General features: G+C 45.6%; 17 protein-coding genes. 9 read left to right on the forward strand and 8 right to left on the reverse strand.

What is annotated here, in order from left to right:
• Positions 1-22 precede the first annotated feature (22 nt).
• From nasD to nasB, 3 genes are all read right to left on the reverse strand, one after another.
• A complete protein-coding gene (gene nasD / locus BSU_03300; protein ID NP_388212.1) occupies positions 23-2,440 on the reverse strand; it encodes an assimilatory nitrite reductase subunit in 2,418 nt (805 codons plus the stop codon).
• Positions 2,441-2,561: 121 nt separating this feature from the next.
• On the reverse strand, positions 2,562-4,694 hold the full coding sequence (gene nasC, locus BSU_03310) for an assimilatory nitrate reductase (catalytic subunit) (RefSeq protein ID NP_388213.2): 2,133 nt from the start codon (positions 4,692-4,694) through the stop codon (positions 2,562-2,564).
• Between the two features lie 6 nt (positions 4,695-4,700).
• Positions 4,701-7,016 (reverse strand): assimilatory nitrate reductase (electron transfer subunit NasB), encoded by a 2,316-nt coding sequence (nasB, locus tag BSU_03320; protein ID NP_388214.2) that lies wholly within the window; start codon positions 7,014-7,016, stop codon positions 4,701-4,703.
• Between the two features lie 179 nt (positions 7,017-7,195).
• On the opposite strand from nasB, the gene nasA reads away from it, so the two are divergent.
• The 5 genes from nasA (at position 7,196) to zinU (ending at position 11,515) form a co-directional block, all read left to right on the forward strand.
• A complete protein-coding gene (gene nasA / locus BSU_03330) occupies positions 7,196-8,401 on the forward strand; it encodes a putative nitrate transporter (RefSeq protein ID NP_388215.2) in 1,206 nt (401 codons plus the stop codon).
• Between the two features lie 116 nt (positions 8,402-8,517).
• Positions 8,518-9,432 (forward strand): GTP cyclohydrolase I, encoded by a 915-nt coding sequence (gene folEB / locus BSU_03340; RefSeq protein NP_388216.2) that lies wholly within the window; start codon positions 8,518-8,520, stop codon positions 9,430-9,432.
• Positions 9,429-10,013 carry a putative Zn(2+)-dependent division lipoprotein (schizosome) gene (gene yciB / locus BSU_03350; RefSeq protein NP_388217.2) on the forward strand — a complete coding sequence of 195 codons (585 nt, stop codon included), beginning with the start codon at positions 9,429-9,431 and terminating at the stop codon, positions 10,011-10,013. The genes folEB and yciB overlap by 4 nt, the downstream gene beginning before the upstream one ends.
• Positions 10,014-10,108: 95 nt before the next feature.
• On the forward strand, positions 10,109-10,294 hold the full coding sequence (gene yczL, locus BSU_03359) for a hypothetical protein (RefSeq protein ID YP_003097674.1): 186 nt from the start codon (positions 10,109-10,111) through the stop codon (positions 10,292-10,294).
• A 27-nt stretch (positions 10,295-10,321) separates the two neighbouring features.
• A complete protein-coding gene (gene zinU / locus BSU_03360; protein ID NP_388218.1) occupies positions 10,322-11,515 on the forward strand; it encodes a zinc metallochaperone with NTPase activity in 1,194 nt (397 codons plus the stop codon).
• A gap of 48 nt (positions 11,516-11,563) precedes the next feature.
• Here the strand turns inward: zinU and yckA are convergent, their stop codons facing one another.
• Positions 11,564-12,244 (reverse strand): aminoacid ABC transporter (permease subunit), encoded by a 681-nt coding sequence (gene yckA, locus BSU_03370; protein NP_388219.1) that lies wholly within the window; start codon positions 12,242-12,244, stop codon positions 11,564-11,566.
• A gap of 9 nt (positions 12,245-12,253) precedes the next feature.
• Entirely contained in the window at positions 12,254-13,117 is an 864-nt protein-coding gene (gene yckB / locus BSU_03380; RefSeq protein NP_388220.1) for an amino acid ABC transporter (binding lipoprotein subunit), read from the reverse strand.
• Between the two features lie 161 nt (positions 13,118-13,278).
• Between yckB and BSU_03385 the strand changes: the two genes are divergently transcribed.
• From BSU_03385 to bglC, 4 genes are all read left to right on the forward strand, one after another.
• On the forward strand, positions 13,279-13,476 hold the full coding sequence (locus BSU_03385; RefSeq protein ID YP_009513942.1) for a hypothetical protein: 198 nt from the start codon (positions 13,279-13,281) through the stop codon (positions 13,474-13,476).
• 18 nt (positions 13,477-13,494) lie between these two features.
• A complete protein-coding gene (gene yckC / locus BSU_03390) occupies positions 13,495-13,950 on the forward strand; it encodes a conserved integral membrane protein of unknown function (protein ID NP_388221.1) in 456 nt (151 codons plus the stop codon).
• An 81-nt stretch (positions 13,951-14,031) separates the two neighbouring features.
• Positions 14,032-14,364: a hypothetical protein gene (gene yckD / locus BSU_03400; protein ID NP_388222.1), complete on the forward strand. Its 333-nt coding sequence runs from the start codon at positions 14,032-14,034 to the stop codon at positions 14,362-14,364.
• 153 nt (positions 14,365-14,517) lie between these two features.
• Entirely contained in the window at positions 14,518-15,951 is a 1,434-nt protein-coding gene (gene bglC, locus BSU_03410) for an aryl-phospho-beta-d-glucosidase (RefSeq protein ID NP_388223.1), read from the forward strand.
• Between the two features lie 36 nt (positions 15,952-15,987).
• Here the strand turns inward: bglC and nin are convergent, their stop codons facing one another.
• The 3 genes from nin to tlpC all read right to left on the reverse strand — a co-directional run bounded on the left by nin (position 15,988) and on the right by tlpC (position 18,751).
• Positions 15,988-16,386 (reverse strand): inhibitor of the DNA degrading activity of NucA (competence), encoded by a 399-nt coding sequence (gene nin, locus BSU_03420; RefSeq protein NP_388224.1) that lies wholly within the window; start codon positions 16,384-16,386, stop codon positions 15,988-15,990.
• 26 nt (positions 16,387-16,412) lie between these two features.
• Positions 16,413-16,862 (reverse strand): endonuclease, encoded by a 450-nt coding sequence (gene nucA, locus BSU_03430; protein NP_388225.3) that lies wholly within the window; start codon positions 16,860-16,862, stop codon positions 16,413-16,415.
• A 167-nt stretch (positions 16,863-17,029) separates the two neighbouring features.
• The gene (tlpC, locus tag BSU_03440; RefSeq protein NP_388226.2) at positions 17,030-18,751 is read right to left on the reverse strand and encodes a methyl-accepting chemotaxis protein (plant colonization); all 1,722 of its coding nucleotides are present in this window, start codon (positions 18,749-18,751) and stop codon (positions 17,030-17,032) included.
• Positions 18,752-18,785 lie beyond the last annotated feature (34 nt).

An 18,785-nucleotide genomic window follows, 5' to 3' on the forward strand; every position in this document is an offset into this window, starting at 1 on the left:
TCCTCAATGATAGTTTTTGTCATTATGATGTGGTCACGACATTTTCAAATAATTCTTTAGAGGTTTGTTTATCCTCTAAAAAGTCTTTCCACGGATCCTTGTGGACAGAGAGTGTTTCATTCATTCGGCCGTTCAGCTCCTGCCGCTTTTCCGGATCGTTTAACACGGATTGGACATGGGATAAACCGACGCGCTCAAGCCATGCGGACGTACGCTCCAGATAGTTTGCGGTTTCCCTGTAATATTGCAGGTAAGCGCCCGCGTATTCTAAGACTTCTTCATTTGTTTTCACCTTCATCAGCAAATCGCCGGCACGCAAATGGGTTCCGCCGTTTCCGCCGACATAAAGCTCCCAGCCTCCGTCGATGCCGACAACGCCAAGGTCCTTAATGCCGGATTCCGCACAGTTTCGCGGGCAGGCAGACACGGCCATTTTGACTTTGTGAGGCGTGTTCAGCCCTTCGAATTTTTTCTCAAGCGCAATGCCCAGTGCCATGGAGTCTTGTGTGCCGAAGCGGCAGAATTGCTCGCCTACACATGTTTTCACTGTGCGGAGCGTTTTTCCGTACGCGTAGCCCGATGGCATATCAAGATCTTCCCATACCTTCGGAAGGTCTTCTTTTTTCACGCCGATAAGATCAATTCGCTGGCCGCCTGTCATTTTCACGAGCGGGATCTCATATTTGTCAACGACATCGGCGATCTTGCGCAAATCTGTGGAGTTGGTCACGCCGCCGTACATCCGAGGAACGACTGAGTATGTTCCGTCTTTTTGAATATTGGCGTGCATTCGTTCATTAACAAAGCGGGATGTCCGGTCATCCTCGTATTTGGTTGGATTGATCATGCCTAAGTAGTAGTTCAGAGCGGGTCGGCATTTAGAACAGCCTTCTGGCGTTTTCCAGCCGAGCACATTCATGACTTCTCTTGTATGTGACAGCCCTTTGGCTTTGATTTCTTCTACGACTTCATCTCTCGACAATGTGGTGCAGCCGCAAATGGCTTCTTTTTGCGCTGACGCATCAAAGTCTGATCCGAGCGTATGCTGGAGGATTTCTTCTACGAGCGGCTTACAGCCTCCGCATGAGCGGGATGCGCCGGTGCATGCTTTGATTTCGTCCGTTGACGAGCAGCCCTTTTCCTGTATGGCTTGAATAATCGCACCTTTTGACACGCCGTTACAGCCGCAGATGATTTCATCGTCGCTCATCGCTGCGGTTATGCTTGTGCCTGCTTCCTGGCTGAGGGGCTGTAAGATTGATATTTTAGAGGTTTCAGAGATATCGGCTTCTTTTTGAATCATAGAAAACAGGCGATTGCCTTCGCTGCTGTCGCCGAATAAAACAGCACCGACAATTTGATTGCCTCTCAGGACAATTTTTTTATAGATGCCGTCCTGCTCATCGAAGACTTTAATCGCTTTTTTCTCCTCTGATTCGTTAAAGTCACCGGCAGAGAAGACCTCGACGCCTGATACCTTTAACTGTGTGGAGAGAACGGAGCCCTCATACGGTTTTGTTTCGATGCCGCACATATGCTTTGCCAGCACTTTTGCCTGTTCATACAGCGGCGCCACAAGCCCGTAGGCGATTCCTCGGTGCTCGGCACATTCGCCGACCGCGTAAATGTGCGGGATTTCAGTCTGCATATAATCGTTGACGATGATGCCGCGGTTAACCGGAATGCCGCTCTCGGCCCCGAGCGTTGTATTTGGGCGGATGCCGACAGCCATGACGACTAAATCAGCTTCAATGCTTGTGCCATCCTTGAATCGGAGGCCTTCGACACGGTCGTCACCGACAATTTCTTCTGTTTGCTTTTCAAGTAAAAAGGTCATACCTTGTTTTTCTAACTCGTTTTGCAGCAGGCGTCCTGCCGTTGCATCAAGCTGGCGCTCCATCAGGAATGGGGCAAGGTGGATGACGGACACGTCCATGCCGAGATTCAGCAGTCCGCGAGCTGCTTCCAAACCAAGTAGTCCTCCGCCGATGACGGCAGCTTTTTTATATTGTTTTGACGCGGCGAGCATTGTGTCTGTATCTTTTATGTCCCGGAAAGCTGTGACGCCTTTTTTGTCTGCGCCCGGAATCGGAAGGATAAAAGGGACCGATCCTGTCGCCAGGATCAATTCATCGTAAGGCTGGATTCTGTCTGCATCTGTGATGACTGTTTTGTTTTCCGTGTCCACTTTGATGACTGTTTCATTTGTATACAATTGAATGTTGTTTTCTTCGTACCAGTCCCAATCGTTTAACGTAATATCTTTAATATCTGTATCGCCTTGAAGCACTTTTGACAAAAGGATTCGGTTGTAATTGGGATGCGGTTCGGCACCGAAAATTGTGATCTGAAACTCGTCTTTAGCAACACTCAGTATCTCTTCAATGGCCCTTACCCCGGCCATTCCATTACCAACAAGAACTAGCTGTTTTTTTCCCATCAGATGATCCGCTCCTTATCAAATGTTTTTTCCAGCGTAGCACAGCAAAAAGGAATATTTAAGATACATGTTATAAAATGTAACAAAATATACGAAAAGTTCTAAAAATTTTATGAAAAATTTAAATAGGTATGATTCGGACGGCGCATACCTTAAAACCGGGCATTTTACAGGCTGGATCTAAGGCTTCCCCGATTAAATCATTCACATTTTGAGCGTCTGCCCAATGGATGGGAACAAAAACGGTATCTTTTCTGATTTGTTCTGATAATTTGCTGCGGACGGTGATGCTTCCCCGCGGCGATTCTATTTTTACCAGTACACGGTCCTCGATATTGTAGGTCGCTGCTGTTTGCGGATGGATCTCCATAAACGATTCAAAATGTCTCGCGGCAAGGGCGGCGCTTTTTCTTGTTTGGACGCCTGTTAAGTAGTGAGACATGACTCTGCCTGTCGTTAAATAAAGCGGATAATCGGCTGTCGGCTTCTCTTTTGGAACAGGTGGTTCGTTTGGAATCACACTTAATGCCGCTTTTTGATCCGGATGAGCAAATGATTCTGTAAACAAGCGCCCAGTTCCGGGATGATCAGATTCCGGACACGGCCAATGAATGCCGCCTTCACGTCTGAGCCTGCCGTATGAGATGCCTGAATAATCGGCAATCCCGCCTCGGCTCGCTTCTCTCAATTCATTGAAAATATCCTCCGCTGACGTATAAGAAAAGTAGCGGCCCTTGCCGAGAGCGGATGCGAGATCACAAATGATCTGCCAATCATGCTTTGCTTCGCCGGGGCATGGCCGGCTTGCTTCTCTTAATGTCACGCGTCCTTCTACATTTGTCATGGTGCCTTCATCTTCTAAGTAAGAGGAGGCAGGTAAAATCACATCTGCGTATTTCGCAGTCTCAGAAATAAACAAATCGATTGCGACAAAGAATGTCAGTCTTCTTAAAGCCTTTTTCACGAGATTTGCATTTGGACTGGAAACAGCAGGGTTGGAGCACATGAGGAACAGTCCTTTGATGTCGCCGTCATTGATTTTTTCCATCATTTCATAGGCTGAGACACCTTTTCGCGGGAGTTCATCCTGATGGATTCCCCACACTTTCGCAATATGCGCCCGGTGTTCTTCGTTTTCGATAGAACGGTAGCCTGGAAGCTGATCGGCTTTTTGGCCATGCTCTCTGGCGCCTTGCCCGTTGCCTTGTCCGGTGATCGCCCCGTAGCCCGAGTAAGGTTTGCCGATTTTTCCTGTGATCAGCACCATGTTTAAGAAGCCTTTCACAGCCGCTGTTCCATCGGTTTGCTGTTCAATCCCGCGGGCTGTAAACAGCATGCCGGACGTTTCCTTGGCAAACTTCACAGCAGCTTTTCTTATATCCACCAGCGAGACACTCGTCTGTTCGGCGATGTCATTCAGGTCCAACGAGTCAGTATGCTGCTTCAGCTCTTCGAATCCATTTGTTCGTGATTGAATGAAATCCTCGTTTATAAGCTGTTCGTCAATGATGATTTTGACGAGACCGTTGGCAAGGGCGGCGTCTGTGCCGGGTTTGATTTTCAGATGAAGATCGGCGATTTTCGTTGTCGCTGTTTCACGAGGATCAATGGCAATGAAGTAAGCTCCGTTTTCTTTCGCTTTTTCAAAATACGGCATAATCGTAGGCTGGCATTCCGCAATATTGGTGCCGGCCAGAATGATCACACGGGTGTGGGGGATGTCTGATAAAGGATTCGTTAAGCCTCTGTCCGCGCCGAATGTTTGGTTGGCTGCGGTGGCTGCTGCGGACATACAAAGTCTCCCGTTGTAGTCGATGTATTTTGTCTGTAAGCCTACTCGTGCGAACTTCCCTAACAAATACGCCTCTTCATTTGTAATCGAGGCGCTTCCGTATACCGCCATGGCGTCATGTCCGTGTTCAGTTTGGATCATTGTCACTTGGTCTTTGATATGATTCAGTGCTTCTTCCCAGGAAACAGGCATAAACTCGCCGTTTTTCTTCAGCAGCGGCCGGGTGATGCGGGAGGAGTTCAAGGCATGCTGGTGAGCATTCATGCCCTTGATGCATAGCCGACCCTGTGTCGTAGGATTATCAATCCCGATCGCAGTGTACTTTTTGCGCGTGACGATGGTTTGTTCCACGAGCTGCATTTTGCACTGCATGCTGCAAAACGGGCATTGAGTGTCATATGTTTTTTCTGATTGGACGTCTTGCTGTTTATCACGGAAATATCTAAGCAGTCGTTCAGTCAAAATGCCTCATCCTTTCTTATATGCGCCCGTCTCTACAGTCGGGTTTTGAATCAGTGACAGATCTGTTTGGAGGCTTTCCAGCAGCTGTGCCCTTAGGTCTTCTTCGAATAGCACTTCTCTGATATGAACGATCCCGAGACGGTCTATCCACTGATGAACACCTTCTAAGTAATGAGCCGTTTCCCGATAATACTGGATCAGTCCTTTGATCATGCCGGCAGTGCTGTCTTCGTTCTCAGTCACGCAAAACAAAGCTCCTGAACGGGCATGAGTTCCCCGGACGCCGCCGATGTGAATGTCCCAGCCAGCTTGTGTCCGAATTGCGCCGACATCTTGCAGGGCGGCCTCGGTGCAGTCTGTTTCACATGATAAGCTGATAGAAATGGGAGCGGGTAAGGGAAGCATCTCAAGTTGTCTTTCGATTTGGGCTGCCAGCTGCTGAATCGATCGATTTTGCCCGCATGTACATGCTTTGATGCTTTGCAGCGCGTGTCGGTGTTCATTAGTGTAAACGGGCATTTTCAGGTCTTTTTTCATGTTCGGGAGATCCGCAGGCTTGATCCCGGAAAGCTTCAGCCTTTGGCCGTGAGTGATGGATACGTCGGGAATGCTGTATGCCTCAATGATGTTGGCGATGGTTCTTAGCTGCTCCGCGTTTGTCCGCCCGCCGTACATTTGCGGAATCAGGATGCATGTCTCTTCAGTGGCTGGCTCAGGCTGGACAAACCCAGGGTACAGCATTTCCAGATAGTATTGAATCGCAGGAACACAAGTACTGCATCCGTTTTTTGTTTTCCAGTCAAGCTGGTTCATCACTTCTGCCGGATTAGTGAATGGCCTGCGCTGAAGCTCAGCGATGATGTCGTCTTCTGTAAAATCAGTACAGCTGCAAAACGAAGGTGTGCTGGCGGGCTTCGTATATTCGCTGTTGGTCATGTATCTCAAAAGGTCTTCAACGAGCGGTTTGCATCCTCCGCAGGACCCAGTGGCTTTGGTGCAGTGCTTGACTTCCTCAACAGTTGTTAAGCTATTCGTGTGCACCGCGTCTTCAATCGCGCCTTTCGTCACTGTGTTGCATTGGCAAATCGTTTCACTGGAAGGCATGGATTCAAATAAAGGGCCGCTTGTCTCCGGTTCGATGATCTGTTTTTTGGCAATGGAGATGTCTCGTTGTTTAAGCAGGCTGTCGAGAAGCCGCTGCTTGTCACGGGTGTCTCCGAATAAAATAACGCCGGCCAGTTTGTCATCTACAAAAAGCGCTTTTTTATAAACGCCTGCTTGTTCGTCGTAGATTTTGATGCTCGTCGTGCGTTCATCCTCTTGGATCTTTCCTGCTGACCACACATCGATTCCAGCTATTTTTAACGCCGCAGATGGTGCTGAGCCTTGATATTCCTCACATGGAACGCCGCAAATATGACTGGCGAGCGCTTTTCCCTGCTCATAAAGCGGAGCCACCAATCCGTACACCGTTCCGTTATGCTCAGCGCATTCACCAACGGCGTAGATATTCGGTTCGCTTGTCTGCATGAAGTCATTCACGATGATCCCGCGGTTCACTTTGATTCCAGCGGATACAGCCAATTCAATATTCGGTTTGACGCCGGCCGCCATCACAATCAAGTCTGCTTTTAATGAAGAGCCATCTTTAAAATGGATTCGGTCTGCCTTCGTGGCGCCGGAAATGGAGACGGTGTCTTTCTCCAAAAGAAAGGTTAGGCCTTTTTGTTCCAGCTCTGTTTGCAGCAGCCGCGCCGCTGTTTGATCGAGCTGTTTTTGCATAATGCCGGCGGAGTGGTGAATGACGCTGACATCCATACCGAGATGCTGTAAACCTACTGCAGCTTCCAGTCCTAATAAGCCGGCTCCGATTACCGCAGCCTTTTGAAAGTGCTGGGCCATGTTCATCAGCGCTTGGCAGTCTTCTATTGTCCGAAATCCATAGACACCTTTTTTGTCTGCCCCGGGGATAGGGAGAATATGAGGGGAGGAGCCTGTTGCCACTATTAATTTGTCATACGACAGAGTGCGTTTCCGATCTGTGATGACCTGCTGCTGATCTGTATCAATCTGAATAACCGTTTCGCCTGTGTAAAGCGTGATCCCGTGCTTGTCGTACCAATCCTTGCTGTTCAGTGTAATATCATCGAGTGACGCTTCACCCTGCAATACAGAGGATAAGAGAATGCGATTGTAATTGGGATGCGGCTCGCTTCCGAAAATGACAATCTCAAACATGTGGCGATTCAGCTTTAATACTTCTTCAATACAGCGGATTCCGGCCATGCCGTTTCCCGCTAACACTAATCTTTGTTTCTTCATGTATCAGACCTCCTTTGGCGAAGCTCGTAAGTTTTCTCCTATTAAAAATTATGTCACAATGCATTGTTAACGCATTAAACGTGTCACAAAAACTTACACATGTCTTTTCCAGAAAATAATGGTCCTATATCCTTGATTCAGAAAATGTAAAATAATGAGGGTCTAGAAAGGGGAATCTTATGAAGCTGTCGGAACTGAAAACTAGCGGTCATCCACTCACTTTGCTCTGTTCCTTTTTATACTTTGATGTCAGTTTTATGATATGGGTTATGCTTGGGGCGCTGGGTGTTTATATTTCTCAGGATTTTGGCCTGTCTCCTTTTGAGAAAGGGCTTGTCGTAGCTGTGCCGATTTTATCTGGATCTGTGTTTCGTATCATTCTTGGTATTTTAACGGACAGAATCGGACCGAAAAAAACGGCAGTGATCGGGATGCTGGTGACGATGATTCCGCTGCTTTGGGGGACATTCGGCGGCCGTTCCCTGACTGAGCTGTATGCCATCGGGATTCTGCTTGGCGTGGCGGGAGCAAGCTTTGCTGTAGCGCTGCCTATGGCCAGCCGCTGGTATCCGCCTCATTTGCAGGGACTTGCGATGGGGATTGCCGGAGCGGGGAACAGCGGCACGTTGTTTGCAACCCTGTTTGGCCCTCGTCTGGCAGAGCAGTTCGGCTGGCACATTGTCATGGGAATTGCGCTAATTCCATTATTGATCGTCTTTATTCTTTTTGTATCCATGGCAAAGGATTCCCCTGCACAGCCGTCTCCCCAGCCGCTCAAAAGCTATCTGCATGTGTTTGGGCAAAAGGAAACATGGTTTTTCTGCCTGCTGTACAGCGTCACATTTGGCGGATTTGTCGGGCTCTCAAGCTTTTTATCTATTTTCTTTGTTGATCAATACCAGCTGTCAAAAATTCACGCAGGGGACTTCGTTACATTATGTGTGGCGGCGGGGAGCTTTTTCCGGCCTGTCGGGGGCTTGATTTCAGATCGTGTCGGCGGCACGAAAGTTCTTTCTGTATTGTTTGTCATCGTGGCACTGTGTATGGCCGGAGTCAGTAGCCTGCCATCTCTCTCAATGGTTATTGTTCTATTGTTTGTCGGAATGATGGGGCTCGGAATGGGAAACGGCGCAGTATTCCAGCTCGTGCCGCAGCGCTTCCGCAAAGAAATCGGCATGGTGACGGGAATCGTCGGTGCGGCCGGAGGAATCGGAGGGTTTTTCTTGCCGAACATCTTAGGATCTCTCAAACAGATGACAGGCACATATGCTATCGGTTTTATCACGTTTTCCTGTATCGCGCTGCTGGCGTTTGCACTTGTGCTTGCCGCAGGCTATTACTGGCGGAAAAGCTGGAGCGCGGAAAGCAGCCCGGCGGATGTTTAGGATTTTGACGGACACGCGTTTGTGCGTGTCTTTTTTATTTTCTCTTGATTTTCAACAGTGAACCGATCAAAATAAATAGTAATTATTACGATTTGTTAGTGAGAGGAGTTTTCTGAATGAATCAACATACGCTGCTCCCGAAAAAAACGGAGCGTCTTCAATACTTTGGATCGGTCAGTCCGATCAAAGGCGAGAAACCAGTGGAAAAAGAGAAAATGAAGGACCTGCAAAATATCAGGAAGGATTATTTTTTTGACATTCAGCATGTAGGTGTAGCTAATGTGTCCCATCCAGTCACAATCACTTCTGCCATGATGCCTGCCGAGCAAACAACGGCTGCGAACTTTACAATGACTTGTAATTTGCCGAGAAATCAGAAGGGGATTAACATGAGCCGGTTAACAGAGCTGCTGCAAGTCTATCATCAAAATGGCTGGATTCTCTCATTTTCCTCTCTTCAGCAATTTACGAAAGAGCTTGCAGAAAACATGGACACATCATCTGCCACAGTTGAAGTGAGGTTTCCGTGGTTTTTCGAACGGAAAAGCCCGAAGCTTGAGAAAGCGGGTTTGATGCATGCTGATATATTCATGTCTGTCACCTATCGCAAAGATCAGCCGTTTAAACAGCGTGCCGGCATCTCAGCAAAAGTAACGACTCTGTGCCCTTGCTCCAAGGAAATCAGCGAATACAGTGCCCATAATCAGAGGGGAACGGTCAGCATTTGGGCGGATATTCACCCGGCCGCATCGCTGCCAAGTGATGTTAAAGCTGATTTGCTTCACGCCGCAGAATCAAATGCTTCTGCGAGACTGCATCCGGTATTGAAGCGGCCTGATGAAAAAGCCGTGACAGAAACGGCCTATGAAAACCCGAGATTTGTTGAGGATCTCGCCCGGCTGATTGCTGCAGATTTGTTTGAGCTTGAATGGGTGTCAGCCTTTGAGATTGAATGCCGAAATGAAGAATCGATCCATCTTCACGATGCCTATGCGAAGCTGTGTTTTTCGAAGGAAGTGGATAAAATATGAAACTCTCATTATTCATTATTGCAGTTCTTATGCCAGTCATCCTGCTGTCAGCCTGCTCCGATCATGCAGAAGAACACGCAAGTATCAATACAAAGAAAACGGTCGAAAACATAACGGACGTTCGAAAAACAGCAAAAACAAGCATTGATTGGACAAAGCCTTCGGGCGGAGAATACCCGGATATTAAACAGAAGCATGTCTGGATTGATGTGAATGTGAAGGAGCAGAAGGCTTACATCAAGGAAGGAAGCAACACCATCTATACAATGATGATTTCTTCTGGTCTTGATCAAACAAAAGATGATGCTACGCCAAAGGGCACCTTTTATGTAGAGCCTGAACGGGGAGAATGGTTTTTCTCCGAAGGATACCAGGAAGGCGCAGAATACTGGGTATCATGGAAAAATCACGGTGAATTTTTATTTCATAGTGTGCCAATGACTAAGGATCAAAAAGTCATCAAAACGGAAGCAGAAAAACTAGGAACGAAAGCATCTCACGGATGTATCAGGCTGACCATTCCAGATGCGAAATGGGTATATGAAAATATCCCTGAACATACAAAAGTGGTGATCAGCTGAATTGAAAACCGTTGACAAAAAGGAAAAAAGACCATACAATTTAAATCGTAACAATTACGTTTTATGATAAATGGCTTATCATTGTCTGTGCATCTGTGAAAAGCGGAAAGGCATCGATTAAGGATCTTGCTGTCGGCAAAGGCAAGGATTTGCGATGGGGAAAAGGATTAAACGCGGTTGGAGTCTTTACTGATTTAGAAATCGGGCGGCAGCGAGAAATGAGCGCGAAAAGCTGCTCTACACCATTGTACATACGGCGAAGTATTCAATTTAAATCGTAATCATTCTATTTTAATGGAGGCACTATTATGAAAAAAATTCCGGTTACCGTACTGAGCGGTTATCTCGGTGCGGGAAAAACAACATTGCTGAACAGCATTTTGCAAAATCGCGAAGGCTTGAAAATAGCGGTTATCGTAAACGATATGAGCGAGGTGAACATTGACGCGGGCTTGGTTAAGCAGGAAGGTGGCCTTTCCAGAACAGATGAAAAGCTTGTGGAAATGTCAAATGGCTGCATTTGCTGCACGCTTCGCGAAGACTTATTAATTGAAGTTGAGAAGCTGGCAAAAGACGGACGGTTTGATTATATCGTCATCGAATCGACAGGAATCAGCGAACCGATCCCGGTGGCCCAGACTTTCTCTTATATCGATGAAGAGATGGGAATCGATCTTACAAAATTCTGTCAGCTGGATACGATGGTGACGGTTGTTGATGCCAACCGTTTTTGGCATGATTATCAGTCAGGCGAAAGCCTTCTGGACCGCAAAGAAGCATTGGGGGAAAAGGATGAAAGAGAAATCGCCGACCTCTTGATCGATCAAATTGAGTTTTGCGATGTACTGATCTTAAATAAATGTGATTTGGTCAGCGAGCAAGAGCTCGAACAGCTTGAAAACGTTCTTCGTAAACTGCAGCCAAGAGCCAGGTTCATTCGTTCCGTCAAAGGAAATGTAAAACCGCAGGAGATTTTGCATACAGGGTTATTTAACTTCGAGGAAGCGAGCGGATCGGCCGGCTGGATTCAAGAGCTGACGGCAGGCCATGCGGAACACACCCCGGAAACAGAAGAATACGGTATCTCTTCATTTGTATATAAGAGACGTTTGCCGTTTCATTCTACACGATTTTACCGTTGGTTGGATCAAATGCCAAAGAACGTGGTACGTGCCAAAGGAATCGTCTGGTGCGCATCTCATAACAACCTCGCTTTGCTGATGTCGCAAGCAGGTCCGTCGGTTACGATTGAGCCTGTATCTTATTGGGTGGCGGCGTTGCCGAAGCTTGAGCAGGAGCAAGTCAAACAGCAGGAGCCGGAAATCCTGGAGGAGTGGGACCCGGAGTTCGGCGACCGCCTAACGCAGCTAGTTTTTATCGGAACTGACCTGGATGAAGAAACGATCACGAAAGAGCTTGATCAATGCCTGTTGACTGAGTATGAATTTGATTCCGACTGGTCGCTGTTTGAGGACCCGTTTAAATGGAAGCTGAATCAATAGAAAAAAAGCCGTCCCATGGGGAACGGCTTTTTTTAATGAAACGTTTGTTTAAACATAATGAGCGTATTTTTTCTCAAGGATATTCTGAAAGACCGCGGCAATGGAGCAGATGGCCCAATAAATGAGAGCGGTCAGAATATACATGGTCATATAATCAAACTCTCTGCCCCCGATGATTTTCGCATGCTGGAGCAATTCCGGCACTGTAATCATCGCAGCGAGAGAGGACGCCTTGATCAAGTCGAGCAATACATTGGCAAGCGGAGGCAGCGCAATACGTATCGATTGCGGCAAAATGATGCCCCTCATCGTCTGCCAATAGGAAAGACCCAGCGAGGATGCGGCTTCCCACTGTCCTTTTTCGACGGATGAAATGGCTGAACGGTTAATTTCCGCAATGTAGGCGGCGCTGTTTAGGCTAAAGCCGATTAAAGCAGCCGTGACAGCGGAAAATTCAATGCCGATATAAGGAAACCCGAAATAAAGGATAAACAAAATCACCAAAATCGGAACGCCTCGCATAAATGAGATATAGAGCTTCGCCGGCCATCTTAACAAAGCAAGTTTAGACATTCTGGCGAGTGATATGAACAGGCCGATCACAGTTCCCGCAAACATGCTTACAAAAGAGATGAGCAGTGTATAACCAATGCCTTTTATGACATAAGGGAACGATTCAATGGCCAGCTTCGTGTTGAAAATATATTCCCACTGAATGCTATTGATCATGGCGTCCGATTACAAATCAACGTCCTGAACGTCGGCATCAATTTTTTTTGATACATCTGCTTTATTGAAGAATTGTTTCGACAGTTTAGTCAAAGAGCCATCCTTGCTCATCTCTTTCAATGCTTCGTTCATCTTTTTCTGAAGTGCCGCATTGCTTTTTTTCATGACAAGGGCCTGTTTGTTCGGCATGTACTTGATGTCAGGATGAATTGTAATGTTGAGATCCGGGAATGCCGCGAGCGCAAGTGTCTGCAGGTAATAGTCGTTTAAAATGACGTCAGTGCGTCCGTTGGCAACATCTTTTAAATATTGCTCATTCGTCGCATTATCATAAATCACTTCTTTGGCGCCGTATTTTCTCGCGACCTCCATGTAGACGGTTGTAGCCGCGCCAGCCGCTTTCTTCCCTTTTAAATCCTTGAGCGTTTTAATCCCTGATAAATCGTCTTTTCGGACAATTGCCGTGCCGTATGAATATTTATATGGAGTGGAAAATGCGAACTTCTCCTCACGGTCCTTCGTCACATCGATGTCATTCGCGGCTGCGTCAACCTGTCCGCTGTTCACCGCTGTCAGCATCCCGTCAATGCCCATCTCCTTGAACTCAACCTTCAGCCCCAAGCGTTTTGCCGCTTCACGAACAACTTCAACCTCGTAGCCCGTCAGCTTATCAGAGCCAGAGTCAGTATCGTGATAAGAAGTGGGATAGAGCGTACCTGATGTAGCGACTACGATTTTCCCTTTATCCTTAATCTGCTCCCAGCCTGTATCCTTGGAATCGGCTTCATTTTTGCCGGAACAGGCTGCCAATATAAGAAAGAAAGCCATTGTGAAACTGAATATAACGGCTTTGGAATGCATGAATGATTTCACCTATAGTTCCCCCAATCTGTTAATCAACTAAAAAGATAGCATTGAACATAAGGGGTTGCAATATGTTGATCGCGTTTTCAAAAAGTTCGAATTGTGTATACAAAAAGCATGGGTGGGTGTTTAAAAGCGTCTATGAAGGGAAGAGGTGATGAAAAAAGGAATTGTCCAAGGATGAATGCCAGACGTACCAAGGAAACGCATGTGAAAGTGAAGGATGCAGCAGACCCGTCACTCATCTATGCCAATACCGGAAGAAATGGTCAAGAGGCATGAAACCGATCTTCAGAATAAATTTAAGTCTTGCTGATGCCCCTAAGGCATATGATATATTCGATGAGAAAGAAAATGGAAACATTTAAACCATAATGGGGAGTCAAATGAATATTTACAAACCAGCCGGATTTTGGATCAGACTTGGAGCTGCATTGTTAGACTACATTATAGTCTCCGTGCCGCTTTTGCTGATCTATTGGCTGATTACAGGAAAAGACCCAAACGACAGCATGTTCATCAGTTTGGTTGTTCTGCTGTATTCTATTTTGCTGCCGATGTTTTGGCGCGGTTATCTTATCGGAAAAAGGATCTGCGGAATCAGAATCGTAAAAAAAGACGGATCACAGGTCAGTCTGTTAACAATGTTTTTACGGGTTATTGTAGCCGGCCTGGTTTACTGTATAACCTTCGGACTCGGCTTGATCGCCAGCCTGATTCTGATTGCCGTACGAGAAGACAAACGGACCCTGCATGATTTAATCGCGGGAACATATGTCACTTATGCGACACCAGGTGAAGAGGAACTTAATGCTGACGAAGAGATTAGAAAGAGCGAATAATGGTTCGCTCTTTTTATTTTTATGCATAAAAAATACAAGGCAGCAAAACATATGAAAAATAGGATTGGAGGAATAAAATGGATGAAACGAATAACCATCAACATTATCACAATGTTCATTGCAGCGGCTGTCATTTCTCTGACCGGTACAGCTGAGGCCGCTGAAAAACAGCAGCAGTCTCCCGCAAATGTTACACTGACAGATCAGCAAAAGAAAGAGATTGAACAACTGGAAGCAGAGATTCTTAAAAAGCGCAAAGACGTGATCTCAAAGTATGTACAATACGGTATCCTGCCTAAAGAAAGAGGAGAACACATCAAAAATCACTTGGACAAACACTTTGAAATGATGAAACAAAACGGCTTTGTTCCAAAGCACCATCCTCATCCGCATAAATTTGAAAAAAGACATTAAGATTTTAAGCATCCAATGGGAATTGGGTGCTTTTGCGTTATTTACAGGTAGGCAATATTAGCTGAGCTGTTCCGCGACTAACATCGAGTTGATATGAAACGCGTTTCATAGCCTATGATAGGTTTATCAAATAATTCAGGAGTGATAAACACTATGATCCACCAGCATCCAGAATCTTTTCCGAAACATTTTTTGTGGGGCTCTGCTTCTGCAGCGTACCAGATTGAAGGCGCTTGGAATGAAGATGGCAAAGGCCCTTCTGTTTGGGATGTGTTTACGAAAATACCGGGCAAAACGTTTAAAGGAACCAATGGCGAGATTGCGGTTGACCATTATCACCGATTTAAAGAAGATGTCGCTCTGATGGCTGAGATGGGGTTAAAAGCATATCGATTTTCCGTCAGCTGGCCACGGGTTTTTCCAAAAGGAAAAGGAGAGATCAATGAAGCAGGTCTAGCGTTTTACGATAGTCTGATTGATGAATTGCTTTCTCATCACATCGAGCCGGTTCTGACTTTATATCACTGGGATTTGCCTCAAGCGCTTATGGACGAATACGGCGGGTTTGAATCCAGAAACATCATAGAGGATTTTAATCACTACTGTATTACTCTTTATAAACGTTTTGGAGACAGGGTGAAATATTGGGTTACGTTAAACGAACAGAACTACAATTTTAATCACGGATTTATTACAGCCATGCATCCGCCTGGAGTGAAAGACAGAAAACGATTTTACGAAGCAAACCATATTGCGTTTCTGGCTAATGCAAAAGCCATCGAATCATTTAGAGAATATGTGCCTGAAGGCAAAATAGGTCCTAGCTTTGCTTATTCTCCGGCTTACCCTTTATCAAGTCATCCAGAGGATATACTGGCATTTGAAAACGCCGAAGAATTTACGAACAATTGGTGGCTTGACATGTATTGCTGGGGAACCTACCCGCAAATTCCATTCCGCTGCTTGGAAAAACAGGGATGGGCGCCGACAATTGAAGCAGGAGATATGGACCTGCTCGCCAAAGGGAAGCCTGATTTTGTAGGTGTCAATTATTATCAGACGATCACCTATGAACGAAATCCGCTTGATGGTGTGTCAGAAGGGAAAATGAATACGACAGGCCAAAAGGGAACCAATCAGGAGACGGGGATACCCGGAGTGTTCAAAACGAAAAAAAATCCGCATCTGACAACGAGCAACTGGGATTGGACAATTGACCCAATTGGGCTGCGTATCGGTCTTCGCCGAATTACAAGCCGCTATCAGCTTCCAGTGTTTATAACAGAGAACGGTTTGGGTGAATTTGATAAAGTTGAGGACGGCACTGTACAGGATGATTATCGAATTGATTATTTGCGTTCGCATCTTGAGCAATGCAGACAAGCCATCAGTGACGGTGTCGATTTAATCGGCTATTGCAGCTGGTCGTTTACTGATCTGTTAAGCTGGCTGAACGGCTACCAAAAAAGATACGGATTTGTATATGTCAATCGTGATGAAGAAAGCACATCCGATTTAAAACGCTTGAAGAAAAAAAGCTTTTATTGGTATCAAGATGTCATCAAGACAAACGGAGAAAGTTTATAAAGAGTCCCTGAGAGTTATTCTCTCAGGGGTTTTTCATTACACAGAAACAGCATCAATAATATAAGTGTCGGCGTGCAAATCTGACATTTCAGCCGGCACAGTCCAGCATGTCAATTGATAGTCTCCTTTAGGCAGATCAAAGGACAGTCTTTTAGACATGATGCTTTCAATATGAATTCCGTTTTCTGTGACATGAAAAGGAACAGTCACTTTTTTTTCGTAGGAGTTTACTGTTTCTGAACTGTTCAGGCGAAAAAGAATAAAGGCCTTTGTATTTCGCTGTGCCTCAAAGGAAATGGCTCCGTCTGCCGCAGCATATCCTTTTTCAATCGCTTCGTCAGTCCAATCCATTACAGGAGGTGTAGAATCCTTTTGAAATACAGTAAATTGATGATATGAAATCGAAAGTTCTTGCGGCTTCCATGATTTGATCAATGTGCTGTTCCTCCTCTATGTACTGTTTACTGAATTGTGAATAAAACCTTTGTGCCGTCTGGGTAATCGGTAAGCCGATGCCCGACCCAAGAGCCTGCTCCGCGGTTGTCAGCGGGAGAAATGTATTCTACAGAAGCTCCCTCACCGCCTTCTTTGCACATGGCCATTGGCCATTCATCTCTGTCATACCCCTTTTTGGAAGGTACGTCCTTTAATGATTGCTCGCGGCGTTCTTCAGCTCCGTCTCTGTCAATAGTGCACACCTCTGAGTGCCCCTCATTTATCGCATCCTTAATATGCTTGGCAGTTTCGGGATACCGGTCAGATGGGAAGGCCATTGTTTCATCATATTCTTTCGTTTGAGACGTTTTTTGATCAGCTGAGAAAAAGTCTCCTTTTATCAGGCCGACAGCTGCAGCTGCTATGATGACGATGACGAGAAGTATCGTTTTTATGATGTCCGTCGTGATGTTCACCTCCCGCTTTTAAAACTGACACAAGAGTAATCCAGAAAGCATTTGGTGTAAAGGTTTAAATTTTATGTTTTACGATCAGTTTATTGCAGAAATCGTAATTTTAGCAGATCGAAATATTTGTTTTCAGCAAAATACGATTGCCAATTTACAATAATGATAGTAAGTCATCAGCCGTTTTCGGCTTGATTAATCATTTTAAATTGGCTTATGATACCGGTAAGCTCCTCAGCTAATTGAGAAAGTGTTTCAGAAGCTGCGGTAATCTCCTCCATTGCAGCAAATTGCTCCTCTGTTAATGCAGCCGCTTGCCGGGTATTTTTAGTAGATTCTTTAATGTCGGCCGTATTGGCTGCAAAGGAATCATTTATTTGATGTGCACTGGCTGAAATGTTTGTTACAGATGCTGATAAATCACTAATCTCGGCGCTGATTTCACCTGTTGCAGCTGCAATTTCCTTAAATGCATCTCTGGTGCGCTGGATCATGGTGACTCCTTCTGCAGCTTCTGTTTTCACATGCTCAACAGATCTTGCAGACCGGTTCATATCCTTTTGTATTTCTATGATCAGTTTTGAAATCTGCCCCGCAGACTGTTGAGACTCTTCTGCTAATTTCCGTACTTCATCAGCAACAACAGCAAAGCCTTTTCCTTGTTCACCGGCTCTGGCAGCTTCAATCGCTGCATTCAGCGCAAGCAGGTTTGTCTGATCAGCAATTTGGGTGATGACCGATAAAATTTGCTCAATTTGTTTAGAGCGGCCGTCTAACTGGTGTATGATTTCTCCGCTTTTCTGAATTGACTGGTGAATCGCATCCATTTGCGCCTGTACATTTGCAATTTCCTTTTGTCCAATGTCTGCTTTTGATTGAGCGAGCTGCCCTTTGTCAGCGATAGCGGCAGTATTTGCAGAAATATCCCGGATGTCTGCTGAAGCTTGTTTTAATGAGCTTTCACTATTTTCAATTCGGGTGATCTGATCTTGGGCTCCATTTGCAATCTGCTGTACAGCTTCTGTGATTTTTTCTGAAGCTTGATTTGTTTCCTCTGCTCCGGCTGAGAGCTGCTGAGAGGCTGACGCAAGCTGAAGGGCTGATTGTTGTACGGTTTGTATGGTATCGTTCAGCTTCATTCTCATCTTATTATAATAGACGCTTAGTTCTGAAAGCTCGTCACCGGTTTTGTCTGACACCTCTATTGTCATATCTCCGTTTCCGGCACTTTCAAAGGCGCTTTTTAAAGCGTTCAGCCGCTTGTTGATTTTTCTGGTGAAAACCAAGACAAGGATGACTGATACCATAATGACGATAACAAGAACGATAGCGAATTGAGTGAAAAGTGATTGTGTAAGTGATGCTAAAATACTTTGATTAGCTCCGGTATACAGCATGCCGATGATGTTCCCATTTTGATCTTTTAACGGCATGTATGCAGTCTGATAAGAAGAACCTGCTACATCTGCTTGTCCGTAAAAACGCTTTCCTTTCTTTAAAACAGCGGCAATAACTTCAGAAGAAGCCTGGGTGCCGACGGCTCTTTCGCCATTTTTCATGACATTGGTTGCAACACGAGTATCGCCTTGGAAAATGGTAATGGTATCACCTGTCTTTTCACCAAGCAGATCAACAATATCTTCATTTCCATTGATTTGTGTTTGCCCTTTATAGAGCTTATTGTTTTTCACCTGCCAGTCGCCTGACATGACATCATCAATATAAGTGCTGCTTAAAGCGAGATCACCTTTCGCTTTTTCAGTTGCCATTTGTTTCATGCTTTCTGTAATTTCCTTAAGCATCACAGTGCCAACTGATGCCGAAAACAAAAGAATCACCACGAAAACGAGGCAAAGAATTTTAGTTCCTAGCTTCATCTTAAATCGTTTTATCAACATAATTCCTCCCTTTACGATTTGCAGGTCATATTAC

The organism is Bacillus subtilis subsp. subtilis str. 168, assembly GCF_000009045.1.
GTDB classification, from domain to species: domain Bacteria; phylum Bacillota; class Bacilli; order Bacillales; family Bacillaceae; genus Bacillus; species Bacillus subtilis.

What these genes read in the sequence shown, in the direction of transcription:
- yckD (NP_388222.1), top strand. Translation starts at nt 14,032, where the DNA reads ATGAAACGAATAACCATCAACATTATCACAATGTTCATTGCAGCGGCT.
- yckA (NP_388219.1), bottom strand. Translation starts at nt 12,244, where the DNA reads ATGATCAATAGCATTCAGTGGGAATATATTTTCAACACGAAGCTGGCC.
- nasD (NP_388212.1), bottom strand. Translation starts at nt 2,440, where the DNA reads ATGGGAAAAAAACAGCTAGTTCTTGTTGGTAATGGAATGGCCGGGGTA.
- folEB (NP_388216.2), top strand. Translation starts at nt 8,518, where the DNA reads ATGAATCAACATACGCTGCTCCCGAAAAAAACGGAGCGTCTTCAATAC.
- yckC (NP_388221.1), top strand. Translation starts at nt 13,495, where the DNA reads ATGAATATTTACAAACCAGCCGGATTTTGGATCAGACTTGGAGCTGCA.
- nasB (NP_388214.2), bottom strand. Translation starts at nt 7,016, where the DNA reads ATGAAGAAACAAAGATTAGTGTTAGCGGGAAACGGCATGGCCGGAATC.
- tlpC (NP_388226.2), bottom strand. Translation starts at nt 18,751, where the DNA reads ATGTTGATAAAACGATTTAAGATGAAGCTAGGAACTAAAATTCTTTGC.
- yciB (NP_388217.2), top strand. Translation starts at nt 9,429, where the DNA reads ATGAAACTCTCATTATTCATTATTGCAGTTCTTATGCCAGTCATCCTG.
- nasA (NP_388215.2), top strand. Translation starts at nt 7,196, where the DNA reads ATGAAGCTGTCGGAACTGAAAACTAGCGGTCATCCACTCACTTTGCTC.
- bglC (NP_388223.1), top strand. Translation starts at nt 14,518, where the DNA reads ATGATCCACCAGCATCCAGAATCTTTTCCGAAACATTTTTTGTGGGGC.
- zinU (NP_388218.1), top strand. Translation starts at nt 10,322, where the DNA reads ATGAAAAAAATTCCGGTTACCGTACTGAGCGGTTATCTCGGTGCGGGA.